The sequence below is a fragment of the Synechococcus sp. O70.2 genome, from assembly GCF_047462135.1.
Classification (GTDB): Bacteria; Cyanobacteriota; Cyanobacteriia; order Thermostichales; family Thermostichaceae; genus Thermostichus.
In genome coordinates, this window is record NZ_JANSIS010000005.1 from 170579 (window position 1) to 184133 (window position 13555).

At 58.8% G+C, this 13555-nt stretch carries 12 protein-coding genes; 7 read left to right on the plus strand and 5 right to left on the minus strand.

The window, feature by feature from the left end; genetic code table 11:
- Window position 1 precedes the first annotated feature (1 nt).
- Window positions 2-1075: an isochorismatase gene (locus tag NW812_RS07495; protein ID WP_414395574.1), complete on the minus strand. Its 1074-nt coding sequence runs from the start codon at window positions 1073-1075 to the stop codon at window positions 2-4.
- A 110-nt stretch (window positions 1076-1185) separates the two neighbouring features.
- On the opposite strand from NW812_RS07495, the gene NW812_RS07500 reads away from it, so the two are divergent.
- The 3 genes from NW812_RS07500 to rpsD all read left to right on the plus strand — a co-directional run bounded on the left by NW812_RS07500 (window position 1186) and on the right by rpsD (window position 4505).
- Entirely contained in the window at window positions 1186-2547 is a 1362-nt protein-coding gene (locus NW812_RS07500) for a nicotinate phosphoribosyltransferase (RefSeq protein WP_414395491.1), read from the plus strand.
- Window positions 2548-2650: 103 nt separating this feature from the next.
- Window positions 2651-3787 carry a GDP-mannose 4,6-dehydratase gene (gmd, locus tag NW812_RS07505; protein ID WP_414395493.1) on the plus strand — a complete coding sequence of 379 codons (1137 nt, stop codon included), beginning with the start codon at window positions 2651-2653 and terminating at the stop codon, window positions 3785-3787.
- Window positions 3788-3893: 106 nt separating this feature from the next.
- Complete coding sequence (gene rpsD, locus NW812_RS07510; RefSeq protein ID WP_414395495.1) at window positions 3894-4505, plus strand: 30S ribosomal protein S4; 612 nt, start codon at window positions 3894-3896, stop codon at window positions 4503-4505.
- Window positions 4506-4511: 6 nt separating this feature from the next.
- Here the strand turns inward: rpsD and NW812_RS07515 are convergent, their stop codons facing one another.
- The 3 genes from NW812_RS07515 to NW812_RS07525 form a co-directional block, all read right to left on the minus strand.
- The gene (locus NW812_RS07515; protein WP_414395497.1) at window positions 4512-5741 is read right to left on the minus strand and encodes a TolC family protein; all 1230 of its coding nucleotides are present in this window, start codon (window positions 5739-5741) and stop codon (window positions 4512-4514) included.
- 428 nt (window positions 5742-6169) lie between these two features.
- On the minus strand, window positions 6170-7231 hold the full coding sequence (locus NW812_RS07520) for a heme o synthase (RefSeq protein ID WP_414395498.1): 1062 nt from the start codon (window positions 7229-7231) through the stop codon (window positions 6170-6172).
- Window positions 7232-7235: 4 nt separating this feature from the next.
- Window positions 7236-8285: a COX15/CtaA family protein gene (locus NW812_RS07525; RefSeq protein ID WP_414395500.1), complete on the minus strand. Its 1050-nt coding sequence runs from the start codon at window positions 8283-8285 to the stop codon at window positions 7236-7238.
- Window positions 8286-8622: 337 nt separating this feature from the next.
- Between NW812_RS07525 and NW812_RS07530 the strand changes: the two genes are divergently transcribed.
- The 3 genes from NW812_RS07530 (at window position 8623) to NW812_RS07540 (ending at window position 12081) form a co-directional block, all read left to right on the plus strand.
- A complete protein-coding gene (locus NW812_RS07530) occupies window positions 8623-9636 on the plus strand; it encodes a cytochrome c oxidase subunit II (protein ID WP_414395502.1) in 1014 nt (337 codons plus the stop codon).
- A 19-nt stretch (window positions 9637-9655) separates the two neighbouring features.
- The gene (gene ctaD / locus NW812_RS07535; protein ID WP_414395504.1) at window positions 9656-11362 is read left to right on the plus strand and encodes a cytochrome c oxidase subunit I; all 1707 of its coding nucleotides are present in this window, start codon (window positions 9656-9658) and stop codon (window positions 11360-11362) included.
- A gap of 107 nt (window positions 11363-11469) precedes the next feature.
- The gene (locus NW812_RS07540) at window positions 11470-12081 is read left to right on the plus strand and encodes a cytochrome c oxidase subunit 3 (RefSeq protein ID WP_414395506.1); all 612 of its coding nucleotides are present in this window, start codon (window positions 11470-11472) and stop codon (window positions 12079-12081) included.
- Between the two features lie 61 nt (window positions 12082-12142).
- Here the strand turns inward: NW812_RS07540 and holA are convergent, their stop codons facing one another.
- Complete coding sequence (holA, locus tag NW812_RS07545) at window positions 12143-13120, minus strand: DNA polymerase III subunit delta (RefSeq protein WP_414395508.1); 978 nt, start codon at window positions 13118-13120, stop codon at window positions 12143-12145.
- Window positions 13121-13358: 238 nt separating this feature from the next.
- Between holA and NW812_RS07550 the strand changes: the two genes are divergently transcribed.
- Window positions 13359-13553 (plus strand): hypothetical protein, encoded by a 195-nt coding sequence (locus tag NW812_RS07550; protein ID WP_414395510.1) that lies wholly within the window; start codon window positions 13359-13361, stop codon window positions 13551-13553.
- The last annotated feature ends 2 nt before the right edge of the window (window positions 13554-13555 follow it).

Here is a 13555-nt window from a genome sequence, read left to right on the forward strand (position 1 = left end):
CCTAAAGAGGCCGGGGAAAGTCAGGCCAACTCCAGAGGGGATCGGTAGAGCGCACTCGCCGCATCCCCGCTGCAGCAAAGCGGGCAAAGGCTGCCTCCGCCTGTTCACTAAAATCGACCAAGCCAGGGATCACTACCGGCGAGGTGCAATCTTCCAGAAGGTAGACCTTCTTGGCCAGGCTGGGATCCCTAGCTTGGATCTCCTGCAGCAAGTCGCTCACCGTCCAGGCAACGCAGTGGCTTTTGGCTTGGCCAGCGACAATCAGGGCGTCAAATTCCAGGAGGTGGCGGATAAGGGATGCATTTTTCTCATCGATGGGATCCCCCTCCGGCCCTGTCAAGACCTCCGGGCTGAGGGCAGAGTAATTTTCCGTCAAAGGGTTGGATCCCTTGAGCTCCAAGCGAGGCTGGCTGCAGCGGGCGATGGCGTGGAAAAAGATTGCCTCCTCCACTGCCGGCACCAGCGCATGGCCAATCCCGCCAAGCATGGAATGGTAGGGCCAGACCATGAGGGGATATTTTCCCCCTTTCTCCAGTTGCTCAGCATAGTGGAGGACATAGGCCTGCAGCCGCTTCAGATCCCCCTGGGTGAGGTTGGCGGCCATGGCAGGGTTGACTTGCCAGCGGCCCGAGCGGACCTCATCTGCCGAGATGGCTGTAGCTGGCTCGGGGTGGGATCCCTGGGCATCCACCCAAAAGATGGGGTGGAAGATCTGCATAGCGGTGTGGGTGTCCAAGGTGGCCACGATCTGAGTGATGTGGGCCAGGTTGCGATAGATAAACTCGCACAGGCGGCGATTGTCCTCCACCGCCCCCAGGCCGCTGGGCCCCCCCACAAACAGCTCAAAGCCAGGAATGCAGAAGGTGTTTTGCACATCAATCAGCAACAGGCCCACCCGTACTCGATCTGCTGCCGCTGGTGGGATGCGGTACTCCCGGGCCCACTGCTCCGCCTCCAGCGCCCGCTGTTGGTAGGACACCCGCCAAATTTCCCCCACCCGCTCAGGATCAAAGTGGGAGGGGAGAGGCAGAGGTGGCGGCACCGGAGTTGTCAACTGCGGAGCAGAGGTGTCCATGGCGCTTCCCGTTTCTAGGGATCCCTGGCAGGCTGAACTTGCTACCATGGTAGCTCCAACTTGGGCAACCGCTTTTTGCATGCTGCCTCCCTGGCTTGCTTGAGGGTTCCATGGTCAGCCCAGACTTTTCCTCCCTACAGCCTCAAGACTATGGCCTGCTGACAGATCTCTACCAGTTCACCATGGCCGCCTGCTACGTGGGGGAGGGCCTGGAGAATCAGCCAGCGGCCTTTGAGCTATTTGTGCGGCGCTTGCCCACGGACTATGGCTACCTCATCGCCATGGGGCTAGCCCAAGCGGTGGAATACCTACAGCAGTTGCACTTTCCGCCGGAAGCCCTGCAGGCGCTGCGGGAGACGGGCATTTTTGCCGAGGCACCGCAACGCTTTTGGGAGCTGCTGGCTAGCTGCCGCTTTGAGGGGGATGTGTGGGCGGTACCCGAGGGAACAGCCGTCTTTGCCAACGAGCCTCTGCTGCGGGTGGAGGCTCCTCTCTGGCAAGCGCAACTGGTGGAAACCTATCTGCTGACGACCTTCAACTACCAAACCCTGATTGCCACCAAGGCGGCCCGCATGCGCGATGCTGCTGGAGATGAGGCCATTTTGTTGGAGTTTGGCACACGGCGGGCCTTCAGCCCCCAAGCAGGCCTGTGGGCAGCGCGGGCAGCTCTGGCGGCGGGGTTCAATGCCACCTCCAATGTCTTGGCAGCCCTGAAATTGAGACGCAAGCCAGCGGGCACGATGGCCCATTCTCTCGTGATGGCCATTGCCGCCCTCTCGGGGGATGAGACCCGTGCTTTTCAAGCTTTCCGGCGCTACTTTCCCCAAGCGGTTCTGCTGATTGACACCTACGATCCCATCCAAGGGGCGCGCACCGCCGCCCAGCTCTTTGCAGCCACCCAGCCGGATCAACTGGGATCCCGAGGCGAAATTGGTGGCGTGCGTATCGACTCTGGCGATCTGGAAGCCCTCTCCCGCCAGGTCAAGGCCATCCTGCCCCAGGGGGCGCCGGTGTTTGTCAGTGGCGATCTGGATGAATACGAGATCGAGCGGTTGCACCGCTCCCAGGCACCGATTAGCGGCTATGGGGTTGGCACCCGCCTGGTTACCGGCGAGGGGGTGAACGGAGTGTACAAATTGGTGGAGATCAACGGGATTCCCGTGGCTAAGGCCTCCTTTGCCAAAGCCACCCTGCCAGGACGTAAGCAAATCTTCCGCGGCCCAGAGGGAGACTTGCTCGGCCACGCTGACGAGACCTCACCCCCTGGCTACGAACCGCTGCTGCGCCAGATCATGCGCCGGGGCGTGCTGCTGGAGCCTCTGCCTGATCTAGAAGCCATCGCCCGCACTAGCCGCGCCTCGGTGCTGCGCTTACCGCCAGGGGTGCGGCAACTGCGCCAGCCGGATCCGTGGCCGGTGGCCCTGAGCCCAGCCCTGCAGCAGGTTAAAGAGCGTCAGCTTGGCTCTTCCTAGGCGTTAGTTCCCCTACAGAAGGCGTGCCTTATAATTTTTGCCTTAGGAGCTGCAGCTCTAGGTTTTGAGCTGGGCAATTTGCTGTCCTACGGGTGCTAACCCCATGACCCAACGTGCCTTGATTACTGGCATTACTGGCCAGGATGGCTCTTACCTGGCCGAGCTGTTGTTGCAAAAAGGCTACGAAGTCCACGGCATTATCCGCCGGGCCAGCACCTTCAACACCGACCGTATTGACCACCTCTACGTGGACGCCCACGATCCCACGGCTAGGCTGTTTCTCCACTACGGGGATCTCACCGATGGCACCACCCTGCGCAGGATCTTGGAGCAGGTGCAGCCGACGGAGGTGTACAACCTGGGGGCCCAATCCCACGTGCGGGTGAGTTTCGATGCCCCGGAATATACTGTTGATTCAGTAGCCATGGGCACCCTACGCCTCCTGGAGGCCATCCGCGACTACCAACAGCGCACTGGGATCCGGGTGAAGTTTTACCAGGCCGGCTCCTCGGAGATGTTTGGTCTGGTGCAGGAGATCCCGCAAAAAGAGACCACCCCCTTCTATCCCCGCAGTCCCTACGCCTGTGCTAAGGTCTACGCCTACTGGCAGACGGTCAACTACCGCGAAGCCTACAACCTCTTCGCTTGCAACGGCATTTTGTTTAACCACGAAAGCCCGCGGCGAGGCGAGACCTTTGTTACCCGCAAGATCACTCGTGCCGTCAGCCGTATTGTAGCCGGCAAGCAGGACAAGCTTTATCTAGGCAACCTGGATGCCAAGCGGGACTGGGGCTACGCCAAAGACTACGTCGAGGGAATGTGGATGATGCTGCAGCAGCCCCAGCCAGATGACTACGTGCTGGCTACTGGCGAAACCCACAGCGTGCGGGAGTTTGCAGAACGGGCTTTTGCTCTGGTGGGCATGCCCATTACCTGGCGGGGATCCGGACTGGAAGAACAGGGAGTCTACAAGGATCGCGTGCTTATTGAGATCGATCCCCGCTACTACCGCCCAACGGAGGTGGATCTGCTCTTGGGGGACGCCTCCAAGGCCAAGCGGGTGCTGGGGTGGCAGCCCAAGGTAACCTTTGCCCAACTGGTGGAGCTGATGGTGCTGGCAGATCTAGAGGCCATTGGCTTGGATCCGGATCCCATCTTGGGGGAGCGGCGCACCCTCAACGGCCTGCTCAGCGAGGATCGCGCCTTCATCCGCACCCAATTGAAGCTTCGCCGCGACTGATGGCAGCGGCTCCCTTGCCCTAAAAAGGGGCTGAGAGCTTAACATAGGAGATCGCCAATTTTTTGGCGTTCCACTTATTTATCTGCTGCTTTTGGAGAAAGCCTGCATGTCTCGCTACACAGGACCCCGCTTGAGGATCATTCGCCGCTTCGGAGGGCTTGACCTGCCTGGCCTGACTCGCAAGCGCCCCAAAAACACCAACCCCCCAGGTGTGCATGGGGCAGAGCGCAAGAAAAAGTCTGAATACGCCATCCGCCTAGAAGAAAAGCAAAAAGTCCGCTTTAACTACGGGGTAAGCGAGCGGCAGATGATCCGCTACATGCGCAAGGCACGCCGCTCCAAGGGATCTACGGGGCTAGCTCTGCTGCAGCTTCTAGAGATGCGTCTGGACTGCATTGTGTTTCGCCTTGGCATGGCCCCAACGATTCCGGCGGCGCGGCAGTTGGTGACCCACGGCCACATTGAAGTTAACGGCCGCAAGGTAACCATTCCCAGCTATGAGTGCAAGGTGGGCGATGTGATTACAGTTAGGAACAAGGAGTCCTCCCGCAGGCTAGTGGCTGCCTACGCCGAGTACCCAGGGCTGTTTTTGCCGGATTACCTGGAGTTTGACAAGGAGAAGCTGCGCGGCCGCATTAAGGATCTGCCTTCGCGCGAGCAAATCTGCGCGCCCGTCAACGAGCTGTTGGTAGTTGAGTACTACTCCCGCAAGCTCTAGGGATCCCTAGAGGCTGCCGATGGCCCGCCGCAGCTGGGTCAGAGCACGGTTGTAGGCAATCACCGCATTGGCAAGATTGCCCCGAGCAGTCGTGAGGGCGGCCTCGGCGTTGATCACCTCTGTCTGGGTGCCTACACCAGCCTGAAGGCGCAGCCGTGCTAGCCGCAAACTTTCTTCTGCCGAGGCGATGGCCACTTTGGCCGTCTCAATCCGTTCCCGGCTAGAGCTGAGGGTGAGGAAGGCCTCTTCTACGCTGCGTTGAATTTCATTCCGAGTGCCAACGAAATTGCTCACAGCCGCCTGCCTGTCGATCTCGGCTTGGCGAGCCTGGGCCTCCGCCCTTCCCCCATCAAACCAGGTCAAGTTAAAGTTAGCGCCAACCGAATAGCCGACATCGAAACTGTTGCGGTCGGCCCTAAAATCGTTTGCCGCGTCGAGACTGGCGAACAAACTAATTTGGGGACCGTTGCTAGCTTGGGCTAGGCGCAGCCGAGCTTGGGCTTGCTCCAGCTCTCGGCGCTGGCGCTCCAGCTCTTGACGCTTGGCAAAGGCAGCAACAATGGTTTCCTCTAGGCTCAGATCCCACTCTCCCATCGGCTCGACAGGCTCTTCAGCCAGCACATCGGTGGGACTGGGAAAGTTCAGCAGTTCGGCCAGGCGGCGACGACTCAGTTGTTGGTCGTTTTGGGCTGCCAGCAGGGCTTGTCGGTTGTTGGCCAATTCAGTCTCCGCCTGGAGGATCTCGAAGCGGGTACCCACACCGGCCCGTTCGCGGGCTTGGGCATCCCGCAGGGTGGCTTCAGAACTGGCAACCGCAGCCTGGCTAATGGCCACGCGGGCATCAGCGCTCTGCAGGTCGTAGTAGGCGTTGGCCACAGCTTGTTTCACTGCCTGCAGGGTTTGCTCGAGCTGCAGTTGGGCAACGCGCAGAGCTTCCTCAGCGAGCTTCAGGTTTTGCGCCCTGGCCCCGTTGTCGAAGGCTGTGTAGTCTAGCCGCAACACGTTGGCCGAGAGGGTATGGGATGGGCGCCTGGGCCCGCTGCCGGGGGCAGGAGGTTCGCTGTACTGGTAGTTGACGCGCGTGGAGAGGGTAGGGGCAAAGGCTGCTTGCGCCAAGGCCACGCCGGCTTCAGCCCGTTTGACGGCCAGCCTTGCTTGCTGTACTGCCGGGTTTTGGGCAACGGCAATCTCCAGCGCCTCTTGGAGAGATAGGCCCTCCCTCCGCTCAATACGCACCTCCAAAGGGGATTGAGGCGCCACTAATTCTTCCGCTCTGGTGGCCCCCTGCGGGACTGGGGGGGGAGTAGCAGGGCGGGCTCCGGGAGGAACAGAGAGGGTGGGAGGCAGGTTGGGAGTGCGGATGGCTCGGCTATCTAAGAGGAGGGAGGGGGCAGAGTCAGGCACTTCTGCTTGGGCAAGGGCAGGCAGAGCCCAGAGCAAGTTGACTAGGAGGCCCCAGGAGAGGCGGAACCCTGATAAGCTTGGCTGGCCGGGAAGACGTTGAGGCCGCCCTTTGACCAGAGGCTGCATCGCTATCGTGCTGTTGCTCTCAAACATACCCACCCGTAGCAAGCAGTATCGCAAAACAAGGGTGGGCAATAGAACAGTTTTTCGCAAGCCCCACAATGCTGCCGGCTGAGCCAACTAGGGTAATCGGTGAGTTGTCAACCCAGGGATCCCCCTTCTACAAGCTGGCCGGCCAGCGCCACTAGAGGGGCATAGATCCCCTGGAGGGAGGCAAGGGCTTGCTCCCAGAGGGCGTGGGTCAACGACCACCTGTCCAAGCCCATGGCGCCGCACAACAGCAGCAAGTAGAGGTTGGCAAAGGTGAAGAGAGAGGCTGCCCGCTCCCGATCCTGCGGCCTCCGCAACAGCTGCATGGCTTTCCAAACCAAAAGGGATCCCAGCAGCACTGCCGCGCTTAGGTACAAGGATCCCAGTACGTGCAAGGGGTAGACCAACAACAAGCTAACCGGAACCACCAGCAGCGCGTAGAGAAGAATTTGAGCGGCAGTTGGCCTTTCTCCTGCTACCACCGGCAGCATGGGCACGCCGGCGCGGGCATAGTCTTCTTGCTTTAGAATCGCCAAAGCCCAGAAGTGGGGCGGGGTCCACAGAAAGATGATGGCAAACATCACCCAGGCGGCCCAGCTCAGCTTGCCCGTAGCTGCTGCCCAGCCCACCAAAGGCGGGATCGCCCCCGCAGCTCCGCCGATCACGATGTTCTGGGGGCTGGAGCGCTTCAGCCAGTGGGTATAGACCCCTACGTACACTAGGATCCCTGCCATGGCCAGACCAGCGGCCAGGAGGTTGGTGAAATAGGCCAGTAAGCTGAAGGAGACCAGGGTAAGGATCCCGGCAAACACCAGAGCGTGGCGCGCCTGAATGCGGCCAGCAGGCAGAGGACGGTGGCAGGTTCGCTCCATCAGCCGGTCGATATCGGCGTCGTACACCATGTTGAGGACATTGGCTGCTGCTGCCGCCATCCCACCCCCTAGGAGGGTGACGCCAAACTTGAACGGATCCGTATTGCCTGCCATCCACATGGCGCCAGCCGTGGTCACCAACAGCAAGGCGATGATCTTCGGCTTCACCAACTGGCTATAGCTGCGCAAAAGTTGGCCTAGGCTTGGGCACTGACTAGCCCCTGGCGTGGCGTTAAGGCCTCCGGCCCGCTGGCGCGAATGGCAAGCGGCTGGGCGGTAGCTTTGAAGGATCTCTGCCATGGAACTACTCACCAGTCATTGCTACAGCCGCGGCCCCTGGCTGAGTGCCAGCCCTGTCTTCTCCCTGCCTAGGGGCACTGTTGCGCAGGCGCCAGGCCAGCACCGTAAAACCCAGCAAACACCCCAGCAAAGCTGCCCCAACCATCTGGTGGGCTACCGTCAAGGGCTCCACCTGCAGCCGGTAGCGATAGGTGAGAACACCAACCCCCACCTGGGCGAGCAAAAGCCCCACCGACCCATAGCCCAGCAGCTTGAGAATCTTTGGGACCCGCCGCCGACCTGTGGCCGCCGCCACCCCCACCACCGCTAGCGTGGCTGGAGCTACTCCCAGCAAGTGGCTGTTCATGACCCCACACAACTCGCCCGCAGCCAAGCACTGGTGCAAAGCCCATCGCGAGGCCACCAAGGCCCCCAGCAGACTCTGGACATACACCAGCAACACCGCCACCAAACCCAGCCAAGGCAAATAGCCAACTGCAGCTCTCCCCTCCAAGGCCTCCGGCCCGCTAGCGCGAATGGAAGAAGCAAAGCGCGGCAAAACGAGCAACCCGAGGGTGAGCAGCGTGGCAAAAAATAGCAGGCCCGTGCCCAGGTGAGCCGTCACAATGTCAAAACGCAACAGCTCCGTCACTGTCAGCCCGCCCAGGATCCCTTGGGCCACGACCAAGACAAAAGCCCAGCTCAGACCCCAGGGCAGCCAATTGGGCAAGGCCTTGCGCTTCAGCCAGGCAAACCCCACTAGCACCAGCGTGGCCAAGCCCACACCAGCAGCCACCAGGCGGTGAAACCACTCCAGAAACACTTGCAGGTTCATCTGCTCGGTGGGCAGCAGCTCCCCATAGCAGAGAGGCCAGTCTGGACAGGCAAGTCCAGCATTCATAACTCGAGTCGCACTGCCTAGCCCCATCAACAGCCAAGTGGCCGCTGCTAGACCCAGCAGAGCTCGCCCCATGCGCAGAGAAAGCTCCCTCCCTGGCAAGGGAAAGGCCTCCGGCCCGCTGGCGCGAACGGGACAAGAAGAGAGGAGGCGAGATCGAGGAATTGAGGGGTCCATTGCAGTTGAAAAAATACTTCAATCAAGCCTGCCTATGGAAAGAGGCCAACACTCTGCACTAAGTAAAAGGCAGGTCTTTCTGCAACGGATTCTAAATGCGGCTTTGCGGTTGGCAAAGGCTTTTTAAGAATTTCTTTGTGCTGAGCTACGCTTCCTCAGTAGACGGCCGCTGTGAAGCTAGGGATCCGGCGCTCCGACCGAGATCCCGAAAAGATCCCTAAGGACAGACACTTCTCTCCAGCTCCTGCAAGTTGAATGGAAATGAGTACAAGCCTGCTCTGGCTCTGCTGACAGAATCTGCTGGAGTGGGCAGGCAGTAGCAGGGGGAAAAGCAGCTGTGAGTGCCCTCAAAAATATCCTTTTGGTGGGGATTGGGGTTCTGTTAGCCCTAGCCAGCCTCTGGTATGGCCAGAATCACCATCTCCTCCCCGAAGCGGCAGCCAACTCAGCTCCCCTCTTCGATAGCCTCTTCAACAGCACCATCACCATCGCCACCGGCATCTTTCTGGTGGTGGAAGGGGTGCTCCTCTACTGTGTCATCCGCTACCGCAAGCGACGGGGGGAGCACGGCGACGGGGATCCCAGTCACGGCAATGTGCTGTTGGAGATCGTGTGGACAGCAGTGCCGGCTCTGATCATCCTTTGGTTGGGCCTAGCCAGCATAGATGTCTACCAGGCTATTTACGGAGGCACCAATGTGGGCGGGCATATGCACGCGGCCATGGGGATGGGCTCTTCCGAGGAAGCCAAGGCAGGGGAGCCGGGCTATGCCTATACCCCTGTGGTGCTACCTGGGAAAGAGATGGGCCAGCCGGATCTGGTGGTTCAGGTGCAGGGCATGCAATACGGTTGGCTGTTTACCTATGGATCGGGCTTGGTGACTAGTGAGCTGCACCTTCCCCTCAACAGGCGGGTGCGCTTGAATATGACGGCCCTTGATGTCAACCATGCCTTCTGGGTGCCGCAATTTCGCCTAAAGCAGGATCTCATTCCAGGCCGAGAGACCCACCTGGAGTTTGTGCCTACCCAGTTGGGGACTTACCCCATCATTTGTGCGGAGCTGTGCGGCCCCTACCACGGGGTGATGGCTACGCAATTGATTGTGGAAAGACCAGAAGACTTCGAGCACTGGCAGCAGGAGCAACTTTTAGCCGCTCGCGGCGATAGCAGTGCCCTAGCTCTTGCTGCAGACTCTCCTACCACCCATCATCACCCTCCGGCTGATTCCCCTGCGGCTGCTTCGGCTTTTGCCCAAGTCCACCACCAGCGTTTGGGGGTCTCGCCTGCGGATTTGACCTCTCTCAAACTCCACAAGGACTCCGTCCCGCTGACGCGAACGGGAACAGGCTGAAACTAGGAGCTTTTTTGCAATGACTCAGCTACAGGACAATCCTAGCCTCGTTGCTGCCCCCAGGAGCAGCCTGGATCCGCCTGCAGAACCTTGGTGGCGCTTCTTGACCTTCTCCACGGATCACAAGGTCATCGGGATCCAGTATTTGGTGACCACCTTTTTCTTCTACTTGGTGGGGGGAGCGCTGGCTGTAGCAGTACGAGCCGAGCTGGCTACCCCAGAGGCGGACTTTCTTGGCTTTGAGCGGTACAATGGCGCCTTTACCCTGCACGCCACGATCATGATCTTTTTGTGGATTGTGCCGGCTTTGGTGGGGGGCTTCGGCAATTACCTCGTGCCGCTGATGATTGGGGCGCGGGACATGGCCTTTCCCAAGCTCAATGCAGTGGCCTTTTGGCTGGTTCCGCCTACTGGGATCTTGCTCTTGGCTAGCTTGTTTCTAGAACCCCCATCTGCTGGCTGGACTTCCTACCCGCCCCTGAGTTTAGTTAGCGGCAAGGTGGGGGAAGAGCTCTGGATCCTGAGTATCTTGCTGGCGGGGACGTCTTCAATCCTAGGCGCAGTTAACTTCATCACCACCATCCTGAAAATGCGCATGCCCGGCATGAGGATGCAGGACATGCCGCTGTTTTGCTGGGCCATGCTAGCAGCGTCTGTTCTCACCCTCATTGCAACACCGGTTTTGGCTGGCGCGTTGATCTTGCTGAGTTTTGACCTGTTGGCGGGCACGTCCTTTTTTAACCCCAGCGGTGGCGGGGATCCGGTGGTGTACCAGCACATGTTCTGGTTTTACTCCCACCCGGCGGTTTACATCATGATCTTGCCGGTCTTCGGCATCATCTCCGAGATTTTGCCGGTGCATGCCCGCAAGCCCATCTTTGCCTACAAGGCCATCGCCTATTCCAGCTTGGCCATTTGCTTTTTGGGGTTGATCGTCTGGGCGCACCACATGTTTACCAGCGGCACGCCAGACTGGATGCGAGTGTTCTTCATGATTGCCACTATGTCCGTTGCTGTTCCCACGGGGATCAAGGTGTTTAGTTGGCTAGCTACTTTGTGGGGCGGCAAAATCCACTTCCGGTCGGCCATGCTGTTTAGCCTTGGCTTTATCTCGATGTTTGTCATTGGGGGGTTGAGCGGCATTATCCTCGCTTCAGTTCCCCTGGATATTCACGTCCACGATACCTACTTTGTGGTGGCCCACCTGCACTACGTGTTGTTTGGTGGCAGCGTGTTCGGGATCTATGCCGGCATCTACCACTGGTTCCCCAAGATGACCGGGCGGCTGCTGAACGAGTTTTGGGGGCGGGTGCATTTTGCGCTAACCTTTGTCGGCTTCAACATGTGCTTTTTGCCAATGCACAAGCTGGGCCTGATGGGGATGCCCCGCCGCGTGGCCCAGTACGATCCCCAATTTGCCGACCTCAACTGGATTAGCTCCGTGGGGGCCTTTATTCTTGCCATTTCCACGCTGCCCTTCTTGGTTAACGCCATCTACTCCTGGGTGGCCGGTCCCAAGGCCGGAGACAACCCCTGGCAGGCCTTGACGCTGGAGTGGACGACCTCTTCCCCACCGCCCCCCCACAACTTCTACGGGGATCCCGTTCTGCTGACTGGTCCCTACGACTACGGCCTGCACAGCAAGGAAACCCTGGATTACTTTGCTGCCCAGTTGAAGAGCTTGCGGGAGCTGGCGTTGGCAGAAGCGGAGACTACCTCTTCTTAGTGGCTTGCTGGGTGGGTATTCTCGGCTGGCCTGCCCCCATGGTCTTGGGAGGAATTCAAGAAAAGGACTACGTCCCGCTAACGCGAACGGTTTGATTGGGCAAGAATATGCAAGGATCCCTCAGTTCTGATGCTGTGATGCTCGGTCACCCTCAGGCTCACGCCGCTCATGCTGAGCACCCAGATCATCGCGTTTTTGGTCTATTGATGTTCCTGGTAGCGGAAGGCTGTCTATTCTTGGGCCTGTTCATGGCCTACTTGGCCTACAGCCTTACCGCCCCAGTCTGGCCACCGGAAGGGACGCCGGAGTTGGAGTTGCTTTTGCCCAGCATCAACACGGTGATTTTGCTATCCAGCAGCTTGGTTATTCACAAAGCCGGGTTGGCCATCAAGGCCGATGATGTCAAGGGCCTGAGACTGTGGTTTGCTCTCACTGCCCTGATGGGTGCCATCTTCCTGGCTGGGCAGCTCTACGAGTACAGCCACCTGGAGTTTGGCCTCACCACCAATTTGTTTGCCAGCGCCTTCTATGTCTTGACCGGGTTTCACGGGCTGCACGTGGCAGCAGGGTTGCTGTTTATTTTGGCGGTGCTTTGGCGATCCCTGAAGCCAGGGCACTACAGTGCCCAACATCACTTTGGCGTCGAGGCCGCTGAGATCTATTGGCACTTTGTGGATGGGGTGTGGATTGTGCTATTTATCCTGCTCTATCTGCTTTGAGTACCGAAGCTCAGAGAATTGTCAGAACTGTCCCTAGACTGAGCAACAAGGGCGGAGAAGTTCAAGATTTCTGGAGAATAGCCACGATCTGAATCAGAGCCTCTTGAAACACTTCTCGCTCTGGCTGACCTTGCTTGAGCTGATATTCCAGTTGTAAAAGTTGCTCCATCACCCCCAGCAGCGTCGAGCTTTTTAGGGATCCCACCTCTTTCTGTAAGAAGTAAACCCGGTTGGGATTGGCGATCTCTGCTTTTTGGGCGATGACTTTGGGATCCCGTTCTCCTTCTTCAAGCAGCAGCTTTACCCAAAGCCAGGTGCGGAATTGGCCCACCAAAACCGCTAGAATCTTCAGGGCTGGCTCGTTGGCATCCAGCAGATGGGTCAGGATCTGCAGGGCCCGATCCAAGTTGCCCTGGCGCAGGGAGGCGGCCAGTTGAAAGCTGCTGTAGGCGCTAGCCGGAACCAGGGCCTCGATTTGCTCAGGGGAGATGGGATCCCGTTGGCCTGCCGTAAACAAAGCCAGCTTTTCCAATTCCATTGCCAATCGGCGACTATCGTTGCCCACCGCCTCAGCTAACTTCTGGGCTGCCTCTGGGCTGAGCTTGAGATCCCGCTGCTGGGCCTCGCTGTGTACCTGCTTGAGAATGCCCTCTTCATCCCAGGGAGCCAGTTGGGAAAACTCGCGGACAATGGCCACTTTTTTTAGGAGCTGGGTAGATTTGAGCCGCCCATCCGGCTTGCTGCTAGTGGTCAAGAGCAAATGGGTGGTGGGAGGCAAATAGGCTAACGTCCGCTCCAGTTCTTTGGATAGCTCTTCCGGGCAATGCTGGGTAAGCGTTGTCTCTTCCAGCCAAACCAAGCGGGCATTGGATCCCAGAGGCGGCGTCATGGCTTGGTTGAGACCAGCAAGCGTGGCTTCCGGAGGCAGGCGATCGTAGTTAAAGGCTGACCAGTTGGGATCCAGCACTTGATCGCGCAGCTCTTGCACCGCCTGCATCAAGCGATAGCTGTCATCCCCCCAGTAAAGGTAAACGGGCATACTGCCCTTTTCCGTAGTTTCTCTAGGCTTTATTTTACCTAAATCATGCTTTGTCCGAAACCTCCCAGAGAAAGCCTGGCCAAGTTCAAGCTTCTTCCCTCTCTGGAACGAGGTGTCAGCTTTGCAGATCTTTACCTTTTCCCTAGGTGGGCAAATTCTGTATTCCCACTGAAGAACCGTCATCAATCTTTTCCTAAATTAATCCTGAGAGATGGGATCCGAGGGAGGATTACAAGCAATGGACAGCAGGGGCGAACTGGAGTTCAAAGTCCAAGTTTTGGCCCGCTGCCTGGGATCCGCTCTGGCTTTAGGACGGCCCACCCGCGTGCAAATTCACTACTGCAATTCCCAAGCCTTCAACGCAGGTCAGTCGGGAGCGGCGCCTCTAAACTCTGAAGAGGTGGAGAGCTCCCAACCAAGCACAAGAAGCTAGCC